Origin of the sequence: Halomonas cupida, from assembly GCF_900142755.1 — a bacterium.
Classification (GTDB): Bacteria; Pseudomonadota; Gammaproteobacteria; order Pseudomonadales; family Halomonadaceae; genus Halomonas; species Halomonas cupida.
In genome coordinates this window covers 62,369-82,188 of record NZ_FRCA01000002.1, presented here as the reverse complement: position 1 = coordinate 82,188, position 19,820 = coordinate 62,369, and the positions used below count along the sequence as shown (strand labels likewise).

At 60.5% G+C, this 19,820-nt stretch carries 17 protein-coding genes and 1 riboswitch; of the genes, 9 read left to right on the top strand and 8 right to left on the bottom strand.

The genetic code is table 11. The annotated features are described in order from the left end of the window. Positions 1-39 precede the first annotated feature (39 nt). A complete protein-coding gene (gene thiC / locus BUE38_RS04615; protein ID WP_073433880.1) occupies positions 40-1,980 on the bottom strand; it encodes a phosphomethylpyrimidine synthase ThiC in 1,941 nt (646 codons plus the stop codon). A 364-nt stretch (positions 1,981-2,344) separates the two neighbouring features. Then, entirely contained in the window at positions 2,345-3,013 is a 669-nt protein-coding gene (gene tenA, locus BUE38_RS04605) for a thiaminase II (RefSeq protein WP_073433878.1), read from the bottom strand. A gap of 83 nt (positions 3,014-3,096) precedes the next feature. Continuing rightward, positions 3,097-3,247: riboswitch (TPP riboswitch) on the bottom strand. A gap of 183 nt (positions 3,248-3,430) precedes the next feature. Here tenA and BUE38_RS04600 point away from each other — a divergent pair. Beyond that, positions 3,431-3,859, top strand: coding sequence for an ArsR/SmtB family transcription factor (locus tag BUE38_RS04600; RefSeq protein WP_443093375.1), 429 nt, complete (start codon positions 3,431-3,433; stop codon positions 3,857-3,859). 323 nt (positions 3,860-4,182) lie between these two features. Continuing rightward, entirely contained in the window at positions 4,183-5,163 is a 981-nt protein-coding gene (locus BUE38_RS04595; RefSeq protein WP_073433876.1) for a cation diffusion facilitator family transporter, read from the top strand. Between the two features lie 152 nt (positions 5,164-5,315). On the opposite strand, the gene mdoH is transcribed toward BUE38_RS04595, so the two are convergent. The 6 genes from mdoH to BUE38_RS04565 form a co-directional block, all read right to left on the bottom strand. Beyond that, complete coding sequence (mdoH, locus tag BUE38_RS04590) at positions 5,316-7,244, bottom strand: glucans biosynthesis glucosyltransferase MdoH (protein WP_234986767.1); 1,929 nt, start codon at positions 7,242-7,244, stop codon at positions 5,316-5,318. Beyond that, positions 7,234-9,009, bottom strand: coding sequence for an OpgD/OpgG family glucan biosynthesis protein (locus tag BUE38_RS04585; RefSeq protein WP_234986766.1), 1,776 nt, complete (start codon positions 9,007-9,009; stop codon positions 7,234-7,236). Before BUE38_RS04585 ends, mdoH begins: the two co-directional genes overlap by 11 nt. A gap of 169 nt (positions 9,010-9,178) precedes the next feature. Then, on the bottom strand, positions 9,179-9,529 hold the full coding sequence (locus BUE38_RS04580) for a DUF4870 family protein (RefSeq protein WP_073433874.1): 351 nt from the start codon (positions 9,527-9,529) through the stop codon (positions 9,179-9,181). A gap of 60 nt (positions 9,530-9,589) precedes the next feature. Further along, positions 9,590-10,549 (bottom strand): lysophospholipid acyltransferase family protein, encoded by a 960-nt coding sequence (locus BUE38_RS04575; protein ID WP_073433873.1) that lies wholly within the window; start codon positions 10,547-10,549, stop codon positions 9,590-9,592. A gap of 2 nt (positions 10,550-10,551) precedes the next feature. Beyond that, positions 10,552-10,947: a DUF4870 family protein gene (locus BUE38_RS04570; RefSeq protein WP_073433872.1), complete on the bottom strand. Its 396-nt coding sequence runs from the start codon at positions 10,945-10,947 to the stop codon at positions 10,552-10,554. 186 nt (positions 10,948-11,133) lie between these two features. Then, complete coding sequence (locus BUE38_RS04565; protein WP_073433871.1) at positions 11,134-11,520, bottom strand: VOC family protein; 387 nt, start codon at positions 11,518-11,520, stop codon at positions 11,134-11,136. A 75-nt stretch (positions 11,521-11,595) separates the two neighbouring features. Here BUE38_RS04565 and BUE38_RS04560 point away from each other — a divergent pair, with 75 nt between their 5' ends. The 7 genes from BUE38_RS04560 to BUE38_RS04535 all read left to right on the top strand — a co-directional run bounded on the left by BUE38_RS04560 (position 11,596) and on the right by BUE38_RS04535 (position 19,802). Then, positions 11,596-12,195 (top strand): class I SAM-dependent methyltransferase, encoded by a 600-nt coding sequence (locus BUE38_RS04560; protein ID WP_234986765.1) that lies wholly within the window; start codon positions 11,596-11,598, stop codon positions 12,193-12,195. Positions 12,196-12,356: 161 nt separating this feature from the next. Then, positions 12,357-13,862: an MFS transporter gene (locus tag BUE38_RS04555; RefSeq protein WP_084541721.1), complete on the top strand. Its 1,506-nt coding sequence runs from the start codon at positions 12,357-12,359 to the stop codon at positions 13,860-13,862. A 189-nt stretch (positions 13,863-14,051) separates the two neighbouring features. Further along, the gene (locus BUE38_RS04550; protein ID WP_073433869.1) at positions 14,052-15,842 is read left to right on the top strand and encodes an acyl-CoA dehydrogenase; all 1,791 of its coding nucleotides are present in this window, start codon (positions 14,052-14,054) and stop codon (positions 15,840-15,842) included. A 22-nt stretch (positions 15,843-15,864) separates the two neighbouring features. Further along, on the top strand, positions 15,865-16,032 hold the full coding sequence (locus BUE38_RS22875; protein ID WP_159438849.1) for a hypothetical protein: 168 nt from the start codon (positions 15,865-15,867) through the stop codon (positions 16,030-16,032). A 128-nt stretch (positions 16,033-16,160) separates the two neighbouring features. Beyond that, a complete protein-coding gene (locus BUE38_RS04545; protein WP_073433868.1) occupies positions 16,161-17,789 on the top strand; it encodes an acyl-CoA synthetase in 1,629 nt (542 codons plus the stop codon). A gap of 244 nt (positions 17,790-18,033) precedes the next feature. Beyond that, positions 18,034-18,876 (top strand): 3-hydroxybutyryl-CoA dehydrogenase, encoded by an 843-nt coding sequence (locus BUE38_RS04540; RefSeq protein WP_073433867.1) that lies wholly within the window; start codon positions 18,034-18,036, stop codon positions 18,874-18,876. Between the two features lie 152 nt (positions 18,877-19,028). Then, positions 19,029-19,802, top strand: coding sequence for an enoyl-CoA hydratase-related protein (locus tag BUE38_RS04535; protein WP_073433866.1), 774 nt, complete (start codon positions 19,029-19,031; stop codon positions 19,800-19,802). Positions 19,803-19,820 lie beyond the last annotated feature (18 nt).

Below are 19,820 nucleotides of genomic sequence, written 5' to 3'. Positions count from 1 at the left end.
TGAGCGCCGGGGCCGGCTTTTCAGTGTCCGCTGGACCGCTTAAACCTCACGGTACAGCTCGCCACCCTGCTCGCGGAAGGCTCTGGCCTGTTCCTCCATGCCTGCGGAGACCTCCTCCTCGCTGGCCACCTGAGTATTGGCACCAGTCCCGGGTTCTTTGGCCTCATTTTCCCTGGCATTGGCATAGTCACGCACTTCCTGACTGATCTTCATCGAGCAGAATTTGGGTCCGCACATGGAGCAGAAATGGGCGACCTTGGCCGAGTCCTTGGGTAGGGTCTCGTCGTGATATTCCCGGGCAGTGTCCGGGTCGAGGCCAAGGTTGAACTGATCCTCCCAGCGGAACTCGAAGCGCGCCTTGGACAGGGCGTTGTCGCGTCGCTGTGCTGCCGGGTGCCCCTTGCCCAGGTCGGCAGCGTGAGCGGCGATCTTGTAGGTAATGATGCCGGTCTTGACGTCATCCTTGTTGGGCAGGCCAAGGTGTTCCTTGGGGGTCACATAGCAGAGCATGGCGCAGCCGTACCAGCCGATCATGGCGGCGCCGATTCCCGAGGTGATGTGGTCATAGCCGGGGGCAATGTCGGTCACCAGCGGGCCGAGGGTGTAGAAGGGTGCTTCGTCACAGTACTCGAGCTGCTTGTCCATGTTCTCCTTGATCAACTGCATCGGCACATGGCCGGGGCCTTCGATCATTACCTGCACATCGTGTTGCCAGGCAATGCGGGTCAGCTCACCGAGGGTCTTGAGTTCGGCCATCTGGGCCTCGTCATTGGCATCGGCCACGGAGCCGGGACGCAGTCCGTCGCCCAGCGAGAAGGCTACGTCGTACTGTTTGCAGATCTCGCAGATGTCCTCGAAGTGGGTGTAGAGGAAGCTCTCCTTGTGGTGGTAGAGACACCACTTGGCCATGATCGAGCCGCCTCGCGAGACGATACCGGTGACACGTTTGGCGGTCATCGGCACATAGCGCAGCAGCACACCGGCGTGAATGGTGAAGTAGTCCACGCCCTGTTCGGCCTGCTCGATCAGGGTGTCACGGAAGACTTCCCAGGTCAGGTCCTCGGCCACGCCCTTGACCTTCTCCAGTGCCTGGTAGATCGGTACGGTGCCGATCGGGACCGGTGAGTTGCGGATGATCCACTCACGGGTTTCATGGATATTCTGCCCAGTGGACAGGTCCATGATGGTGTCGGCGCCCCAGCGAATGCCCCAGGTCATCTTGTCCACTTCCTCCTCGATGGAGGAAGTGACCGCCGAGTTGCCGAGGTTGCCGTTGATCTTCACCAGGAAGTTGCGACCGATGATCATCGGTTCGGTTTCCGGGTGGTTGATGTTGCAGGGGATGATGGCGCGACCGGCAGCCACTTCCTGGCGCACGAATTCTGGGGTGATCTCTTCAGGAACGCGTGCACCGAAGCCCTGACCGGCATGTTGATGGCCGAGAATACGCTCGACTTCGTCGGTGCCCAGCCTCTGTCGGCGCTGGTTCTCGCGAATGGCGATGAACTCCATCTCGGGCGTGATGATGCCGCGGCGGGCGTAATGTAGCTGAGTGACATTGCCGTTGCTGCCATCGGCATTCGGACGTGCGCGGCGCGGCGTACGTGTCAGGTCGAAGCGCAGCGGGGCCAGCATTGGGTCGGAGGCCCGACGGCGGCCGTACTCGGAGGTCGGGCCTTCGAGCCACTCGCAGTCATCACGCTCCTCGATCCAGGTGCGGCGCAACTCCGGTAGTCCCTTGCGCAGATCCACGCTGATGTCCGGATCGGTGTAGGGGCCGGAGGTATCGTAGACCAGCAGTGGTGGGTTCTGCTCATCCTCGCCGGAAGTCTTCGTCGGCGACAGACTGATTTCACGGAACGGTACGCGAATATCCGGGCGAGAGCCCTCGACATGCATCTTGCGTGAGCCGGGCAGAGGCTTGATGGCGGCCTCGTCAACCTGGGCAGTTTCGGCCAGAAAATGATCGGTGTGTGCCATGTAACGGTCTCCTCAGGGGTTATGGTTGTTTGAGCTACGAGCTACGAGCTACGAGCTACGAGCTACGAGCTACGAGCTACGAGCTACGAGCTACGAGCTACGAGCTACGAGCTACGAGCTACGAGCTGGCACATGTTCGTTCCCGACGAACATGCACACTTCCCACGTCCATGTGGGTCGGCTATTCGTGTTCCCGACACGAACACGCACTTCCCACGTCCATGTGGGTCGCGAGCTATAAGCTTTAAGTAACCCCGAACTCCGGCTCTTGTCTGTGCTCCATGGAGCGGCACTGGGCAGCTCGTGACTCGCAGCTCGACGCTCGTGGCTTACGGCTTACGGCTTACGGCTTACGGCTTACGGCTCACTCCGCTAGATCGAGCCCAATCTGCCAGAAATCGATTTCCAGCCGAGTAGCGTCCCGGAACAGCGTGACCAGGCGCTCGAAGCGGGCGCTGGACAGTGACTCGAGCTGGACGTCCAGCCACTGCCTTTCGCTGGCGGCGGCCTGTTGAAACTCCTCGCTCAGGTACATCTCGATCCAGGCGGTGTAGGGATTGTCGGCACCGCGTAGGGTGGCTTCCTGCTCATTCAGCCAGCGGGCAATGTCGGCGTAGCCGACCATGCAGGGAGCCAATGCCACACGAAGGTCGAGCAGGTCGCCTCGGGCACCGGCGTCGAGCACATAGCGGGTATAGGCAAGGGTGGCGCGGGCTTCCGGAAGAGACTCCAACTCGTGGCGTGGGATATCCCATTGCGCGCAGTAGTCGAGATGCAGTTGCATCTCGGTATCGAGAATGATCTTGAGGCCCTCGAAGGCATTGCGCAGCTCTTCCAGCGAATGGCTCTTGTAGGCGGCCAGCGCGTAGGCACGGGAGAACTGGATCAGGAACAGGTAGTCCTGCTTGAGGTAGTGGCGAAAACTGTCTTCGGCGAGAGTGCCACGACCCAGTTGGGAGACGAAATCATGTTCGATGTAGGCCGACCACTCCTGGTGGCAGGCATCGATCAGATCGGCAAAACGATAGCCCATATGTCCTCCGGTATCGGTGATCCGGAGAGAGCGGGCGGGAGAACGGAGAAGGAGGGCAGCGTAGAGGTAGAGAGTACGGCCAACGCCAGCCACCGCTCGATTCCCTACGCCGGTATCAACCGGATCAGGTTCCACGGGACCAGCGCTGTGTGCATCCCCTATGTGCTGTTTCTCTACATAGGCAGACGACCTGCGCCATCTCAGCCGGATTGACCGGCACCCCGTCAAGCGTGTCGAGGGCAGCATAGCACTACCTGGCCCGAATCCGAAAGGGATGGCTTGCTCGACACGGAAGTATCCTGGGCCTTACCATTTCGGCAAACTCCAGGACTGTGAGAATCGTCGCGTGTCTCAGCACCATCCAGGCGTCGCCTGCGCAAGTGGTCCGGCACTGCGTTGCCTGGCTATCAGCTCGGTATGGCGCGCTGTAATCATGCCAATGAGGTGGGCCACATCAGCGATCAGCAAGTTGAGAGAAGGATGGTTGAAATGACTTCGCGTAAACCGGGCAGCGACACCTACGGTCGAGGGGTTGATCTGGGATCCTTGTCTCACGACGAAGTCGTCATCCTTGCGCAAACCTTCCGCCTGTTGGGTGATCCTTCGCGTCTGAGGATCATGCTGTGCTGCATGCAGGGTTCATCTTCAGTTGGTGAGATCGCAGAGAGTCTTGATCTCTCTCCCTCCCTGGTGAGCCATCATTTACGACTGCTGCGGGGAGCCAGGTTGGTCAAGGGTGAGCGCATGGCCAAGCAGATCTTCTACAGGATCGATGATATGCATGTCAGCCAAGTGCTTTTGGACATGACCAATCATATCGCTGAGGAGCACAGCGACGAGCCGTAGTATATTCGCCCTTGCCGTCGACGACTGCCGCCGGACGTTTGTGAACCCACTCGATAGCTCGGCCATAAGCCCTGTCCTTGCATCCGTGATGGATACTGAAGCCTGCTAAGGTCGTTGATGGTTCAGGTGCCTGTATGGCCCACCAACCACGCATCATGGCTGAACGCCCCTGGTCTTGAGTCGCAGACTTGCTACCTTGGTCTGGAGCGCCGCTGTACAAGTGATCTGTGGCAATAGGGCAATATTTGTCGCAATATACACTTCATATGAACATGTGTTCATTTGTTTGCTTTTTTCCAGCCATCCTACTGGCCGAGGTGCACATGCCCCCATCTGACTCTCATCACGACCACGACCACGACCACGATCATTCGCACGTTCCCGCTGTGACCAGCACCAACGAGCGCAAGGTGCTGATATCCTTCTGCCTGATCTTTACTTTCATGATTGTGGAGGCGGTCGGCGGCATTCTGTCTGGCTCGCTCGCGTTGCTCGCCGATGCAGGGCACATGCTGACAGATGCCACTGCGCTGGCATTGGCCTATGCGGCATTTCGTTTCGGCCGGCGAGCCGCTGACAGCAAGCGCACATTCGGCTACCTGCGTTTCGAGGTGATTGCCGGCTTCGTCAACGCCGTTACGCTGTTCGCGATCATTGGGTGGATTGGCTACGAGGCATGGCAACGTTTTCTGGATCCAGGTGAAATTCTCGCTGGACCTATGTTGATCGTTGCGATAATCGGCTTGCTGGTGAATATCATCGTATTGTGGATCATGACTCGTGGAGAGACCGATCACGTCAATGTGAAGGGAGCTATCCTGCATGTGATGGGCGATCTTCTGGGCTCAGTTGGTGCCATTGTTGCCGCCATTGTCATCTATCTTACAGGCTGGACCCCGATCGATCCCATCCTGTCGGTGCTCGTGGCGATGTTGATCCTGCGTAGCGCCTGGAAGCTGCTCGCCAAATCGCTCCACATTCTGTTGGAGGGGGCACCTGAAAATGCCCTGCCGGACGCCTTGGAGCGTACCCTGATGCGTTCGGTTGAAGGTCTGGCTGCCGTAAGCCACATTCATGTGTGGCAACTCACTTCTGGGCAAACGCTAGCAACCCTGCATGTTCGTCCAGAGTCTGATGAAGACGCGAAGAGGGTCGTAAAATCGGTCGAGAAGGAGTTGCTTGACCAATTCAGTATTGAGCACGCCACTGTGGCAATCGACTGGAACTCGGAGTCGAGTGAGAGTTCATGCGTTCTACATCAGCATACCGATGGCCACGACCACGATCATAACCATAGCTACTGAGGATGGTTTCAGTCGTATCACCCAGGGCAAGGGGGTTGAGCCTGTGTCGCATCGCGAAATGACTGGCCTGTCATCCTTGACTTCCCCTTGATTTCATGAGGAACAGAAGGACAGCAGCAGGGATGTTTCCTGCTGCTGTATGGCGACTTGATTCACGAGTCGGCTTTGCTGGCGCGCATGCGGCGGCGCTCTTCATACCAGGCTGGGACCTGTGAGCCTTTCGGCCTCTGGAAGGATTGCTCCGGCATTTCCCGGGGCAGCTTTTCCGGCGGCGCTTCAGGTTCGGCACCCAGTGGTGGCAGCTCGGTGATGTCCATCTCGGCCACCACCGCGGGGGGGCGAGTTTCTTCCGGCACCTTCAGCAGACCCAGGCGACTCAGACGCCGCCCGATGCTGAGACTACTGCTCCAGCGCACCAGTGGGGCGGCCATCACCAGGCCCAGCCACACTGGCGTCAGCCACAGAAAGAACTCCGGCGTGTAACGCCAGGTGACCAGCGCCCAGGCGGCGCCGATCAAGGCCCAGACCCAGCTGTGACGCCAGCTTTCACGCCAGGGAAGGGCGCGCCCCTCACGGGATTGCGGGTCCCAGGCCACGGTGCGTCCAGTCAGTACCTGCAACACGAAACGACTGTGGAAGACCATCATCAGCGGGGCGATCAGCATGGCAAAGATGCTTTCCAGCAGCATGCTGATGACCAACCGCAGGCGGCCTCCATAGGCTTCGGGATCTCGGATCAGGCCGAGGATCAGGCCCAGTACCTTGGGCATCAACAGCATCGACAGGGTGCCGATCAGCAGCGGCATGATCAGGTTGGGCGGTGCGATTGGCCAGTTGGGAAACAGCTGCGAGCTGGAGGTGAAGAAGTTGGGCGGCACCAGTGCTCGAATCAACGCATCAATGGTGCTGATGGCCAGTATCGACAGCCACACCAGTGAAGACAGGTAGGCGAGGGCGCCACAGAAGAAATGCAGGCGGCTGAGGAAGTGCAGGCCATGGCCGCGCAGCAGCCGCATATGTTGCAGGTTGCCCTGTACCCAGCGGCGGTCGCGCTTGGCGTAGTCGAGCACGTGGCTGGGCATTTCCTCATAGCTACCGCGCAGGTCGGTGCGCATCCGTACCTGCCAGCCGGCACGTCGTAGCAGTGCCGCCTCGACAAAGTCATGGCTGAGGATGTCGCCACCCAGCGGTGGTTTGCCGGGGAGTTCCGGCAGCCCGCAGTGGTTGGTGAAGGCTTCCACGCGAATGATCGCATTGTGGCCGAAATAGTTGGCCGCTGTGGCATGCCAGAAGCTCAGCCCGCTGGCCAGCATCGGTGAGTAGAGCGAAGCAGCAAACTGGTTGGCACGGCCGAACAGGCTCAGCTGACGAACGGGGATCGGTACCGTCTGCAGTAGCCCGAGTCGGGGGTTGGCCATCATTTCGTCGATCAGCTCGATGATGCACTCGCCGCTCATCAAGCTGTCGGCGTCGAGTACCAGCATGAAGTCGTAGTGGGCCCCCCAGCGCTCACAGAAATCGCCGAGGTTACCGGCCTTGCGGCCCTGGTTGCTGTCACGGTGGCGGTAGTGCACCCGGCAGTGGCCGGCGAGGCGCTGCTGCAGCCTGGCAAGGGCGGCCTTTTCCTCGGCGACCGTCTCGCTGTCGGTACTGTCACTGAGCACAAAGGCTTCGATCAGCATGTCCGGGGTTTCGCTGGGCAGGTCTCGGCAGGTGGATTCCAGCCCCGCGACCACGCGGGCCACGTCTTCATTGTGAATGGGCATCACCAGGGCTGTGCGCGACTGTGAGCCGGCAGGGCGTTGTGGTCCAGCCGGTCGGCGCCGCAGTGAAAGTGGGTCCAGGCCCAATAGATTGAGCACGAACCCGATCACGGCACTCCAGAAGGCCATGGTGATCCAACTGAAGGTGATCGCGAACAGCGCGAGGATGGCCAGTTCCAGTGGTGTAATGCCCTCGACGTGGAGGATGCGGAACATGGTCCACACCCCGAGTGCGCTGGTCGCGGCGATCGCCAGGCCAACGACCAGGCGGCGCAGGCGTGGCCAGGGCACCGTTTGAGGGTTGATGTCAGCGTTCATCGGCATTCCAGATGGCGTTCCAGGTCTCGGTCAGGTGACGTCCATGCAGATTCAGCGTCAGGCGCATATCGGCAGGCTTGCCCTGTTCGGGCATCAGCTCGAAGCTGGCGCGCCAGGTCTCACCATCAGGCAGAGGCTGAATCTTCTGCTCACGGATCTCACCGCTGGTGGATGTCAGGGTCATGGTCACTGGTTGGCTGGGGTCCAGACCTTCCAGCTCACCGCCACGGAAATCGACGATGAAGTGACGCAGACTCTCGTCGGGAGGATCACTCTGCCCCGGAAAACCGCCCCAGCCCTGGCGGGAGCGCACCACACGAGCCAGCGGCTCATTGATCGGCTCGCCAAAGGTGAAGGTGCGGTAGCGGAAGGTCCGCGACTCGCCAGCTTTCATCGGCGTAGCCGGCACCCAATAGGCAGTGATGTTGTCGTTGAACTCGTTGTTGGTCGGAATCTCGACCAGCTCCACGCGGCCTTCTCCCCACTCGCCCAGTGGCTCGACCCATTGGCTGGGGCGCTTTTCATAACGAGCCTCCATATCCATGTAGGCATCGAAGTCATTGGGGCGTTGGATCAGTCCAAAGCCGGTGGGGGAGGTGTCCTGAAGGCCGGAGATCTGTAGACGTTGCGGATTCGACAGGACCCGCCATGTCCACTCACCACGACTGGTGGCCATCAGCAGGCCGCTGGAGTCATGGACACGAGGGCGATAGTCATCCTCGCTATGGCGCTGCATCTCGCCATGCATGAACATGCTGGTCAGCGGGGCAATGCCCAGCTTGCCGACATCCTGACGGGCGAACAGGCGCGCCTCGGTAGTGACCTCGGTACGCTGTCCCGGAGTGATGTCGAAACGATAGGCGCCGGTGACGGACTCACTATCGAGTAGGGCAAATATCGTCACCTGTGTGGCATCGTCCGCTGGGCGAACCAGCCAGAACTCGCGGAAGGAAGGGAATTCCTCGCCTTCCGGTGCCGCGGTGTCAATGGCCAGACCTCGTGCAGAGAGGCCGTAGCCCTGATCACGTCCAACCAGACGGAAGTAGGAGGCGCCGAGGAAGACCGCAAATTCATCGCGGTAGTCTGCCTTGTTCAGCGGGAAGTGCAGGCGAAAGCCGGCATAACCGAGGTCCGACAGGTCGAGCTCACCAAGGGGAGCGGCCTCATCGTCATAGCGAAAACGCTGCTGATCGAAGGGGACCTCGCGAACCTGTTCGTCTTCCAGCACATTGATGGCGACAGGGTGATCGTAGAGAAACCCCGGGTGGAACAGTTCCACCTGGAACAAGCCGCTGTCATTCCACAGCGCCTGGTCATCACGATAGCGAATCTGGCGATAGCGGTCATAGTCCATATCGCTCAGTTCGCTGGGCAGTTCGACAGAAGGAGCCGTCCATGACTCGTCTGCCAGGCTGCGTGCCTGTTCTGTCACCTGGTCAAACAGCGCGGCAGGGGTTATCGCCAGTACCGATGTACTGCTTCCGAGAACCATTACGGCCAACGCCAGGCGGCATAGCAATTTCATCCAGGGGCACTCCTTGCATTCACGGTCTGGGTTCACATCCTGTTGGACGTCATTGCGCAGGTGGCACTTTGCGCTATTAACATGGCAATCAAATAGCTCATCCTGATCGATTTGATTGTCGTCCGCACCCCACTGGCGCAGATGCGCGGATCTGCTGGTGGGGTGCGGTCTCGCGTCGGCCTGATGGCCGACGGCGGCACGTCCCTGTGCCGCAATCAACCCACCATGGACGTCACTCAAGTTCCAGTCTGGTCGTCGTATGGATTTATGCAATAACGAGCAGGTCAATCCTGTATTTGAGAGGTGTATTTTACCAAGGTTCCATGTCGCTTCACGGAGACAGGTGTGTGAATTTTCGTATTCAGGGGGAGGAATAGGACGAAATGAGTGGTTGAGCTTCAGTGACGTCCTACCACAGCCAGCTATCGGGCCGCGCCGGAGGAAGGTTCTGGTGCACCGCTCGCCAGCCGATGATGCAGCGGATTACCCACCAGCCAGGCAGCACCAACGCAGGAATGGCCAGGCCGATGATAGCGAAGCTGAGCACCCCCGCGGCAATGGTATAGACGATGCCGATCCAGAAGGTACGGATCAGGAAGCGGTAGTGTTCGGCCAGCCAGAGAGGCGCATCACCGCGGTAGATATAGGCCGCCACCAGGCCGATCAGAGTGGTCACGAAGCCGGTGACCAGCCCCAGCATATAAAGTGCGTAGAGCACCTGGGGGACACGGTTGCCGGAGGCGGGGCGCATGGTATTCATGGCGGCAATCCCTCGTTGGTCACAGTCAAGGCCAGTGGTGCATGAGGCTGGCCTGCGAAGTTACCGATGACGCCTTGCGAGCTTCATATTGCGCGAGCTGTAGAGTCGGTGGCGACGAAAGTTCGGGTCGCCGCATTCTTCTTCCGGCGTCTTGGAGAAGCGCTTGTATTCCCACTGGTACTGAGCCGGCTCCAGTGCGATGGCGCCTTCGACGCTGGCATTGACACCTGCGCAGGACGTGGCTTCGTCCTCGGAGTAGACACGCTCATCGGCGGCCAGGAAGTGCAGTGCATAGCCCCTGCCCGGCAGGCGCTGGGCGACACCGGTTACGACCCGTGCATTGGTGCGTGCCACCAGTTTGGGCAGTAACGTTGCCGTATAGGCCGGACGGCCGAAGAACGGCGCAAAGACACCACTGCCCCAGCCCGGTTCCTGATCGGGGAGAATTCCTACGGCCTGACCACGCTTGAGGGCCTTGAGCAGGGCGGCGACACCGCGTGAGTTGGTCGGCACCAGGCTGGCACCGCAGCGCTCGCGTCCTGCACGAATGATGGGGTCCAACGGTTCCAGTTTGGGTGGTTCATACATGGCAGTGAAGTCAAAGTTACGCGACAGCCAGAAATTGAGCACTTCCCAATTACCGAAATGCGGAGCCAGCACGATGGCACCCTGGCCCGACTGGCGTGCTTCTTCGAGCAGCCTCTCGCCGTGGACTTCGATGATGCTGGCTGCGACCTTGTCCTCGTTGCCCTGCCATGCGAAACCCAGTTCGAGCATGGTGGCGGTGGAATGGCGCAGGCTATCGCGTGCCAGCATGGCCTGGTCGTCTTCCGGCATGTCCGGATAGACGACCTCGAGGTTGAGCCGGGTAACGGCGCATTCTCGCTTGAGGAACGGCTGAAGGATGGCTGTCAGCGACTGGCTGAGGGTCCAGAGCTGCCGGGGGCTAGCATGGGACAGCAGTCGCCAGAGGCCTGCGACGGCCCGGGCCTGGATACGCTGCTGGAAAGATGTCGGCATGATCAGATCAACCAGCTGTCGATATTGTCGGGGGAGCGATGCTCCTGCAATGCCTTGAAGCCCTTGATGCAGCGCACGATCAGCCAGATGGTGAGTGCCAGCAGCAGCGGCAGGCCGATGACGACGAACACCAGCACCGAGGCGATCAGGCCATAGAGCAGACCGATCCAGAAGGTACGGATCTGATAGCGGTAGTGGTCGTCGAGCCACTCGGGCCCCTTGCCACGGTAGACGTAGGCAATCACCACGCTGATGATCGCGGTAAAGGCCGTGAATGGCTGTGCCAGCAGCAGGCCGTAGCCGACCAGTACCATAGTGGTGTCAACAGGAGCTCCGCCGGGAGGCGGCTCGCTGGGCTCAACCTGAGGTTCGTGAGGTTGCAGTGGGTTACCGCTCATGATGATTCCCTATCGTGACGGAACTGTCCTGTCCGGGCCATGATGACACCGGTGACATCGCGCGATTCGTCAGACATGCCAGCATTCGAGGCCTTGATCAGTGAATGGGTGAGGGACGGATTGAGTCGTTTCCGGGGCGCCAATGATACCTTGCCGTGCATGGGTTTCCAGTGGCTCCTGTCGGGGTCATGAGACCTTCAGAGGCCGACTGATCTCGATGAGGTTACCGTCCGGATCGCGTAGATAGAGGGATTCGATCATGCCGATGGCGCCCTGGCGAGGAACTGGCCCCAGTTCCACCGCTACCTCCAGCGCTTCCAGATGACGGCGAACCTCGTCCAAGGGTAATTGACTGCGGAAACAGATATCCAGGCTTCCGGGGGTCGGGGTTGCCGCCCTTGGTGTGATATCGGTAGCGGTCCAATGCAGCCTCAGGGCCATGTCGCCCAGCATGAGATCGACGCGCTCGCGGTCGCGGTAGCGCACGTCGAGGCCGAGGACGCGGGTATAGAAGTCCACGGCGCGAGAAATGTCGGTCACGGTAATGACCAGATGATCGAGGCCTGAAAGCATGCCACTCTCCGTAACGAGTTTTCAGCCACAGAGAATACGATGATGTTGGCCTGTCCGCTATGTTCGAGCAGCGATATGAGTTACTTCCACAATGACGGCAGACGCGATTTCTTCCGCTGCGGCCGCTGTGACCTGGTCGCTGTACCCCCACAGCAGCGTCTCGATCCGGTGGCAGAAAAGGCCATCTACGATCAGCACGACAATCGCCCGGATGATCCCGGTTACCGGGCCTTTCTCGCGCGCTTGATGGTACCGTTGAGCGAGCATCTGGCGCCGGGGGCAGAGGGACTGGACTTCGGTGCCGGCCCGGGGCCAACACTGTCACTGATGTTCGAGGAGGCGGGGTTCATGATGCAGGTGCATGATCCCTTCTTTGCCCCCAATCCCGAGGCCATGCAGCGCCAGTACGATTTCATCACGGCCACTGAAGTGGCTGAGCACCTGTTCACTCCCGGTGAGACCCTCGGCCATCTGGTGTCCTGTCTGAGGCCCGGTGGTTGGCTGGGCTTGATGACGATGCGTATACCAGAGGATTTTGCCAACTGGCACTACATCAGAGATCCCTCACATGTAGTGTTCTTCAGTGACCTGAGCCTGGCCTGGTTCGCCCGTCAGCATGGCCTGACACTGACGCTTGCGGGACGTGAGGTGGCACTCTTGCAGCGCCCCGGTTGAGTTGTGAAAAGAGGCGTTTGACTGGCATGGTTGGGCGATCTTTCTGAAGTTATGCTCACCGGTACATAAAGCGGTTGACAGAGGGCTGGGCGGGCGTATATTCGCCGCCAAAATGCGCCGTTTGTCTGCCCTGTGTTCTCTTTGCATCAGCGAGGCTCCTGATGTCCCCGCAACTCCTGGCCATGGCCATCGCTCCCTTGCTGGGGCTGTTCATCCTCGGCATCGGTAATGGTTATCTGACCAGTCTGGTGTCCATCCGTCTCGATGCGTTCGGCGAGTCCCAGGTTGTCGTGGGCTGGGTTTCGTCGGCCTACTTCATTGGGCTGGGCGTAGGGGCGATGCTCAATGACCGCCTGCTGCTGGCGATCGGCCACATCCGTGCCTATGGCAGCTTCGCGTCGCTGGTCGCCGTGACGGTGCTGCTGCAGGGCCTGGTCAATGATCCCATCGCCTGGTTCGTCCTGCGCCTCATTGGCGGCTGGGCCACTGTGGGGGTATTCCTGGTCATCGAAAGCTGGTTGCTGACATCCGGGGATTCCACGGTGAGAGGGCGGCTGCTGGCGCTGTACATGATCGCCCTCTATGCCTCTGGTGTGATTGGTCAGTTGTTGCTGGGGGTTGTTCAGGGCCTGGGGCAGACAGAACCCTTCATGGTCGTCGGCATCCTGGCGTCACTGTCGGTATTGCCGATGGCCATGATTCCCCGTGTCACGCCTCTGCTGGACAAGGCCGAGCCACTTTCGCCGCTGCGCCTGATCACCCTCACGCCTACGGGAGTGATGGGGGCCTTCGGTTCCGGCCTGCTGGTGGCGGCCATCTACACCATGTTGCCGCTGTTCCTGCAGCGCAGCGGATTCAGTGTTACCGAGGTGGGTCAGTTCATGGCCATTACCGTCCTTGGTGCCATGCTGTTGCAGTATCCCGTGGGGCGCTGGTCCGATCGCCATGATCGTCAGATCGTATTGATCATGATTGGCGCCTTCTGCGTCGTGGTGTCGGCGGTGGTGCTGTTGACGCCGTTACCGCCGATGGGGCTGGCCGTGGTGCTCTTTCTGCTCGGTGGCGGCGTCTTCTCGTTGTATCCCGTGGCTGTCAGCCACGCTGCTGACCGGACACCGGCAGGTGCCCTGGTACCCATGAGTCAGGGATTGTTGCTGATCAATGCCATCGGCTCGGCCCTGAGCCCGCCTGCGGTCAGCCCAGTGATGGCTGCCCTGGGCGATATCGCGCTGTTCGGCGCCTTCGGTGTGCTGGGGGCGGTGCTGGTGATGTTCTTCGTCTGGCGCCGTCTGGTGCGTCCGGCCCCGGTACCGGTGGCACCGTTCTCACCCTCGACACCGTTGAGTTCGGTAGGTGCAGAGTTGGCGGTGACCGAGGAGTGGTTGCACGGTGCGCGGGAGCACGAGCACATGGAAGACCTATCCGATGTGCTGCCGGATGTCGAAGTGGCGGAGCCGCTGGTCGGCCCGCCCACGGAAGAAGGGCAGTATGTCGCCTACTATGATGACGATGGCTTTCACGAAGGGGTTCGGGAAGCCATGCATGATAGCGCCACCGATGCGGCCCCTGCTCAACCCCCGGAGGTCGAGGGGACTGACGGTAGTGAGAGCGAGGAGGAGGCGCTGGACGAGCGTGCCGAGGACAAGGACTCGGATTCGCGTCACTGAATTTCGCTACAGCCTTTCTTTACCGCGAGCGCCCCTCGGCCCCTGGCCAGGGGCGTCGTGCGTTCTCGGGGATGCATTTCATATCTTCGCGGCCAGCGGGAAAGTGGGATGTGACTGCGACCTTGGGGGCATTGAGGTACTGAGCCAGGGAAACTACTATCGCAAATATTGTTTTCACGAGGCCTGCCTATGTCGTCCTATTCCGCTCCCGTTCGTGATGTTGCCTTTATCCTTGATCACCTGCATGAAAACAGTGCGCTGACACTGCCGCCATTCAGCGAGCTCAGTCCCGACCTGCTCGAGGCGGTGCTGGAAGAGGCCGCGAAACTGGCGGGTGATATCTGGGCTCCCCTCAATGCCAGCGGCGATCGCGAGGGTTGCCTGCGCCGCGAGGATGGCAGAGTGGCCCTGCCTGACGGCTTTGCCGAAGCCTATCGTGCCTATGCTGAAGGCGGCTGGAATGGCATTGGTGTTTCCGAGGCGTTGGGTGGCCAGGGGCTACCCGAGGTGGTGGCCAGTGCGGTCCAGGAAATGCTGCATGGAGCCAATATGGCGTTGGGCCTGTGTCCAATGCTGACTGCAGGAGCCATTGAGGCTCTGGCCCATCATGGCAGCGAGCAGCAGCAGGTCCTCTATCTGCCGAAACTGGTCGAGGGGCACTGGACCGGCACCATGAATCTGACCGAACCCCAGGCCGGTTCGGATCTGTCGAAGGTGCGTACCCGCGCGGTTCCGGAAGGAGACCACTTCCGCCTGTTTGGTCAGAAGATCTTCATCACCTGGGGTGAGCATGATGCCGCCGAGAACATCATTCACCTGGTTCTGGCGCGGACGCCGGATGCGCCCGATGGCAACAAGGGAATCTCGCTGTTTCTGGTACCGAAGTACCTGGTCAACGAGGACGGTTCGCTGGGGCAGCGCAACGATGTGGTATGTGCCTCCATCGAGCACAAGATGGGAATTCACGGTAGCCCGACCTGTACCCTGAGTTTCGGTGAGCAGGATGGTGCCGTCGGCTACCTTGTCGGTGAACCGGGACGTGGTCTCAACCACATGTTCACGATGATGAACGAGGCCCGCCACAAGGTGGGTATCCAGGCCATTGGGGTCGCCGAGCGAGCCTGTCAGCATGCCGCCAGTTATGCCTCAGAACGCAGTCAGGGCCGTACGCCGCCGGCTCGTGGTGGTGAGCCCTGCATGATCGACCAACACCTCGATGTACGTCGTATGCTGCTGTCGATGCGCACCCGAACCGATGCCCTGCGCGCTCTGGCCATGAACTGTGCGGCCCAGCTGGATGTGGCACGTCACCATGAGGACGCCGACTGCCGCCAGGCTGCTCAGGCGCGCGTTGATGTGCTGATTCCCGTGGTCAAGGGCTTTGCCACCGACCAGGCCATCGACATCGCCTCGCTGGGAGTACAGGTTCATGGTGGTATGGGCTATATCGAGGAGACCGGTGCCGCTCAGTTGCTGCGCGATGTGCGTATTGCCGCCATCTACGAAGGCACCAACGGTATTCAGGCGCTGGATCTGGCCGGACGCAAGTTGCAGCGTGATGGTGGGGCGGCATTCGGCAGCCTCGTCGAGGAGGTTCGTAGCGTCGCGGAACAGCTCACCGCCCAACCATCACTGGCCACGCTTGGCAAGGCGCTGAATGCCGGGGCCGAGGATCTCGAAGCCTGTCTGGCGCGGGTGCTGACAGAAGGCACCGATGCCGAGCTGGGGGCCGATGCCGTTCAGGCTTATGCGACACCTCTGCTGGCACTGGCTGGCCATGTGCTCTGTGCATGGCAGATGGGGCTCAGTGCGCTCAAGGCGCAGGCGGCGCTTGATGCCGGAGCCGATGATGACTTCCTGCGTGGCAAGCTGCAGGAGGCGGACTTTGCGCTTCGTCACTGGTTGCCGGTGGGCCGCGCTCAGCGCCAGGTCATCGAGGCCGGGTTCGAGGCGCTGCTGCCGAGCAGCGGTAGATATTAACCCGGCATGCTTTCATGTTGGGTTGATTGCGGCACAGGGACGTGCCGCCGTCGGCCATCAGGCCGACGCGAGACCGCACCACACCAGCAGATCCGTGCATCTGCGCCAGTGTCGTGCGGACGACAATCAAGTCGATCAGGATGAGCTATTTGATTGCCATGTTAATAGTCTGTATCCGGTCACGGCTTGATGGGGCTTGCTGTGGACAAACTATGCTTACAGCAAGCCTCTTGAATACAGCCGCCATTAGCCAGTATTGCCGTCACAATACACGCCGTCACAACATTGCTATCACAACAAGAAGGAGATCCGGACGCCATGAGTCAGTCGGCCTACGATCAGGGCATGCCGCGCACGCCCGCCAATCATGTTGCCCTGTCGCCCTTGACCTTCATCGAGCGCAGCGCCGGTGTCTATCCGGATTTCCCCGCCGTGGTCCATGGTGATATCCGCCGGGACTGGGCCACGACCTGGCGGCGCTGCCGTCAGTTGGCCTCGGCGCTGGAGAGGCGTGGCCTGGGCAAGGGCGATACCGTAGCCGCGATGCTGCCCAACGTGCCGGCGATGTTCGAGGCGCATTTCGGGGTGCCGCTGGCGGGTTGCGTGCTCAATACGCTCAACATTCGTCTCGATGCCTCGGCCATCGCCTATATGCTCGAGCATGGCGAGGCTCGTGCAGTCCTTGTTGACCCCGAGTTCGTCGAGGTGATCCGTGAAGCGGTGAAAGCGCTACCTGAGCCACCATTGATCATCGATGTTGCTGATGAACAGTTCCTGCCGGGTGCGGAACGCCTCGGAGAGATTGAATACGAGTCGCTGCTGGAAGAGGGGGATGCGGAGTATCCCTATCGGTTGCCGAATGATGAATGGGATGCGATCTCGCTGAACTACACCTCCGGCACCACCGGCAAGCCCAAGGGGGTGGTCTATCACCACCGTGGCGCCTACCTCAACGCCCTCAGCAATATCCTTGAATGGGACATGCCGCATCATCCGGTGTACCTGTGGACGTTGCCGATGTTCCACTGCAATGGCTGGTGCTTTCCCTGGAGTATCGCCGCCTATACCGGGGTCAACATCTGTCTGCGCAAGGTGGATCCAGTGCGCATCATGCAATTGATTGCCGACGAGAAAGTCACTCACTTCAGTGGCGCCCCCATTGTGCTCAATGGTCTGGTCAACCTCGACCCGGCGCAGCGGCGCGATATCGACCATCCCGTCAAGGCCACCACCGCAGGTGCCGCGCCTCCGGCCGCGGTGATCGCCGGTGTCGAGTCGCTGGGTATCGAAGTCACCCATGTCTACGGACTGACCGAGGTCTACGGTCCGGTGACGGTCTGCGCCTGGCGTGAGGCCTGGGATGAATTGCCGCTGGAGGAGCGGGCGCGGATCAAGGCTCGACAGGGCGTGCGTGGCCACTTGATGGAGGCATTGTGTGTCGCCGACCCTGTCACTCTTGAACCGGTGGCAAAGGATGGTGTGACCATTGGTGAAGTGCTGATGCGTGGCAACAACACCATGAAGGGTTACCTCAAGAATGAACAGGCGACCCGTGAGGCGCTGGAGGGCGGCTGGTATCACACCGGAGATCTTGCCGCCTGGCATCAGGATGGGTATATCGAGATCAAGGACCGCTCCAAGGACATCATCATTTCCGGGGGCGAGAACATCTCGACCATTGAAATCGAGGACGCACTCTATAGTCATCCCGCTGTGGAAGAGGCGGCAGTGGTGGCCCAACCCGACGAGAAATGGGGCGAGAGTCCCTGCGCCTTCGTCAAGCTCAAGGCCACGGCCGAGATCAGTGAGGAGGACATCATTGCTCACTGCCGAGAGAAGCTGGCGAGTTTCAAGGTGCCGAAGCGCGTGGTGTTCAGCGAGTTACCGAAGACCTCCACGGGTAAGATCCAGAAATTCGTGCTGCGTGAGCAGGCGCGTTCCGACTGAACGACTGACCAGGGTGGCGCGGGCTTGCGTCGGCCTGGTGGCCGACGGCGGTACGTTCTTGTGCTGCGATTCACTCAACATGAAAGCTTGCCGGGTTCATACTTCCTGTCGCTGTGTCTGTGTCATGATGCGCAGGCACTTTTTAGCCAAGTCCTGTGTCAGACAGGCCCTGGGCTCATGCATGGTCTGATGCATGAGGCCGAGATATGGAGTCGGGCACGAGGGACACAACCTGGAGGCAGTGATGAGTGAGCAGATCGGTGTGATCGGGGCGGGAACCATGGGCCAAGGCATCGCCCAGGTGCTGGCGCAGAGCGGCTTTACCGTGAGTCTGTTTGATATTGCCAGTGAGCCGCTCGAGCGAGCGCTGGAGGCCATTGACAGGAGTCTGGCGCGGCTCGTTGATAAGCAGAGGTTGAGTGAAGCCGAGAGCGAGGAGGCCAGACAACGCCTGACCACCACCACGGACCTGGAGACGCTGGCGGACTGCAGCGTGATCATCGAGGCCGCACCCGAGCAGGCCGCACTCAAGGAGAAGCTGTTCTCCGATCTCGATCGCCTGGCTCCGCACAGCATTCTGGCATCGAACACCTCATCATTATCGCTGACAGGACTGGCGGCGGTCTGTGAACGGCCGGAGCGTGTTGTCGGCATGCATTTCTTCAACCCGGTGCCGGTGCTCAAGCTGGTCGAGATCATTCGTGCCGAACAGACCTCCGATGCCACGGTGGAGAAGATCGAGCAACTGACCGAGGCCATGGGCAAGATATCGGTGCGGATCGCCGATTCCGCGGGCTTTGCCGTCAACCGTCTGCTGGTACCGATGATCAATGAAGCCGTCTTCCTGCTCCAGGAAGGTGCGGCCTCGGCGGAGGATATCGATACCGCCATGAAGCTGGGCGCGGCTCACCCCATGGGCCCACTGGCACTGGCCGACCTGATTGGTCTGGACGTCTGCCTGGCGATCATGGAAGTGCTCAATGACGGTTTTGCTGATCCCAAGTACCGCCCCTGTCCATTGCTCCGACGCATGGTGGATGCCGGCTATCTGGGCCGCAAGACCGGTCGCGGTTTCTACAGCTATTGAGCCTCGGGCTGGAGCCCGACGGATACCTGGCCGGAAGTCTGGCTTGCTGGCCTACCAAGCGTTCGTTAGGGTGAGGCTGATGAGCGATGGGGCAGTGAGCATTGCGATGATGCCCAACGTCATTGAGTGATTTTCCGTCATGAGGAGACGAGATGAGCGAGTCATTGATTGAAGTGCAGGACAACGAAGGCATCGTACGCCTGACCATCAACCGTCCCAAGGCGCTCAATGCGCTCAACAGCGCGGTGATCGATGCTCTGGAGCAGGTGCTGGTCGAGCTGGAAACACGCGCTGATCTTCGCGCGGTACTGATTACTGGTGCCGGAGAGAAATCCTTCGTGGCCGGCGCGGATATCGCCGAGATGCGCGACAAGACTCCGCAACAGGCGCGCGACTTTGCCGCTCAGGCGCTGCGTACCATCAAGCGCCTGGAAACATTGCCGGTACCGGTGGTGGCGTTGGTCAATGGCTTCTGCCTTGGTGGTGGGTGCGAGCTGGCGCTGGCCTGTGATTGGGCAGTGGCCAGCGACAATGCGGTATTCGGCCAGCCCGAGGTGCTGCTCGGTGTGATCCCCGGCTTCGGCGGTACCCAACGGCTACCACGGCGTGTCGGCCCGGCCATGGCCCTGGATCTGTGCACCACGGGACGCAAGATCGACGCCCAGGAAGCATTGCGCATCGGCTTGGTCAACCAGGTCCTGAGTCAGGATGCGCTGGAGGAATATGCCCAGACTCTGACGAAGCAACTGGGCGGCAACGGTCCCGGTGCCGTGCGTAGTGCCAAGCAGGCCATTCACGATGGCATGGATCAGGACCTCGATAGTGCCCTGGCGCTGGAGACCAGTCTGTTCGCGTTGAGCTTCGCCGGCGAGGAACAGCGTGAGGGCATGAGTGCCTTCGTCGAGAAGCGCAAGCCGGAGTTCTGAGCCAGGCAGCTACGAGCG

What these genes read in the sequence shown, in the direction of transcription:
- thiC (WP_073433880.1), bottom strand. Translation starts at nt 1,980, where the DNA reads ATGGCACACACCGATCATTTTCTGGCCGAAACTGCCCAGGTTGACGAG.
- tenA (WP_073433878.1), bottom strand. Translation starts at nt 3,013, where the DNA reads ATGGGCTATCGTTTTGCCGATCTGATCGATGCCTGCCACCAGGAGTGG.
- BUE38_RS04600 (WP_443093375.1), top strand. Translation starts at nt 3,431, where the DNA reads ATGGCGCGCTGTAATCATGCCAATGAGGTGGGCCACATCAGCGATCAG.
- BUE38_RS04595 (WP_073433876.1), top strand. Translation starts at nt 4,183, where the DNA reads ATGCCCCCATCTGACTCTCATCACGACCACGACCACGACCACGATCAT.
- mdoH (WP_234986767.1), bottom strand. Translation starts at nt 7,244, where the DNA reads ATGAACGCTGACATCAACCCTCAAACGGTGCCCTGGCCACGCCTGCGC.
- BUE38_RS04580 (WP_073433874.1), bottom strand. Translation starts at nt 9,529, where the DNA reads ATGAATACCATGCGCCCCGCCTCCGGCAACCGTGTCCCCCAGGTGCTC.
- BUE38_RS04575 (WP_073433873.1), bottom strand. Translation starts at nt 10,549, where the DNA reads ATGCCGACATCTTTCCAGCAGCGTATCCAGGCCCGGGCCGTCGCAGGC.
- BUE38_RS04570 (WP_073433872.1), bottom strand. Translation starts at nt 10,947, where the DNA reads ATGAGCGGTAACCCACTGCAACCTCACGAACCTCAGGTTGAGCCCAGC.
- BUE38_RS04565 (WP_073433871.1), bottom strand. Translation starts at nt 11,520, where the DNA reads ATGCTTTCAGGCCTCGATCATCTGGTCATTACCGTGACCGACATTTCT.
- BUE38_RS04560 (WP_234986765.1), top strand. Translation starts at nt 11,596, where the DNA reads ATGAGTTACTTCCACAATGACGGCAGACGCGATTTCTTCCGCTGCGGC.
- BUE38_RS04555 (WP_084541721.1), top strand. Translation starts at nt 12,357, where the DNA reads ATGTCCCCGCAACTCCTGGCCATGGCCATCGCTCCCTTGCTGGGGCTG.
- BUE38_RS04550 (WP_073433869.1), top strand. Translation starts at nt 14,052, where the DNA reads ATGTCGTCCTATTCCGCTCCCGTTCGTGATGTTGCCTTTATCCTTGAT.
- BUE38_RS04545 (WP_073433868.1), top strand. Translation starts at nt 16,161, where the DNA reads ATGAGTCAGTCGGCCTACGATCAGGGCATGCCGCGCACGCCCGCCAAT.
- BUE38_RS04540 (WP_073433867.1), top strand. Translation starts at nt 18,034, where the DNA reads ATGAGTGAGCAGATCGGTGTGATCGGGGCGGGAACCATGGGCCAAGGC.
- BUE38_RS04535 (WP_073433866.1), top strand. Translation starts at nt 19,029, where the DNA reads ATGAGCGAGTCATTGATTGAAGTGCAGGACAACGAAGGCATCGTACGC.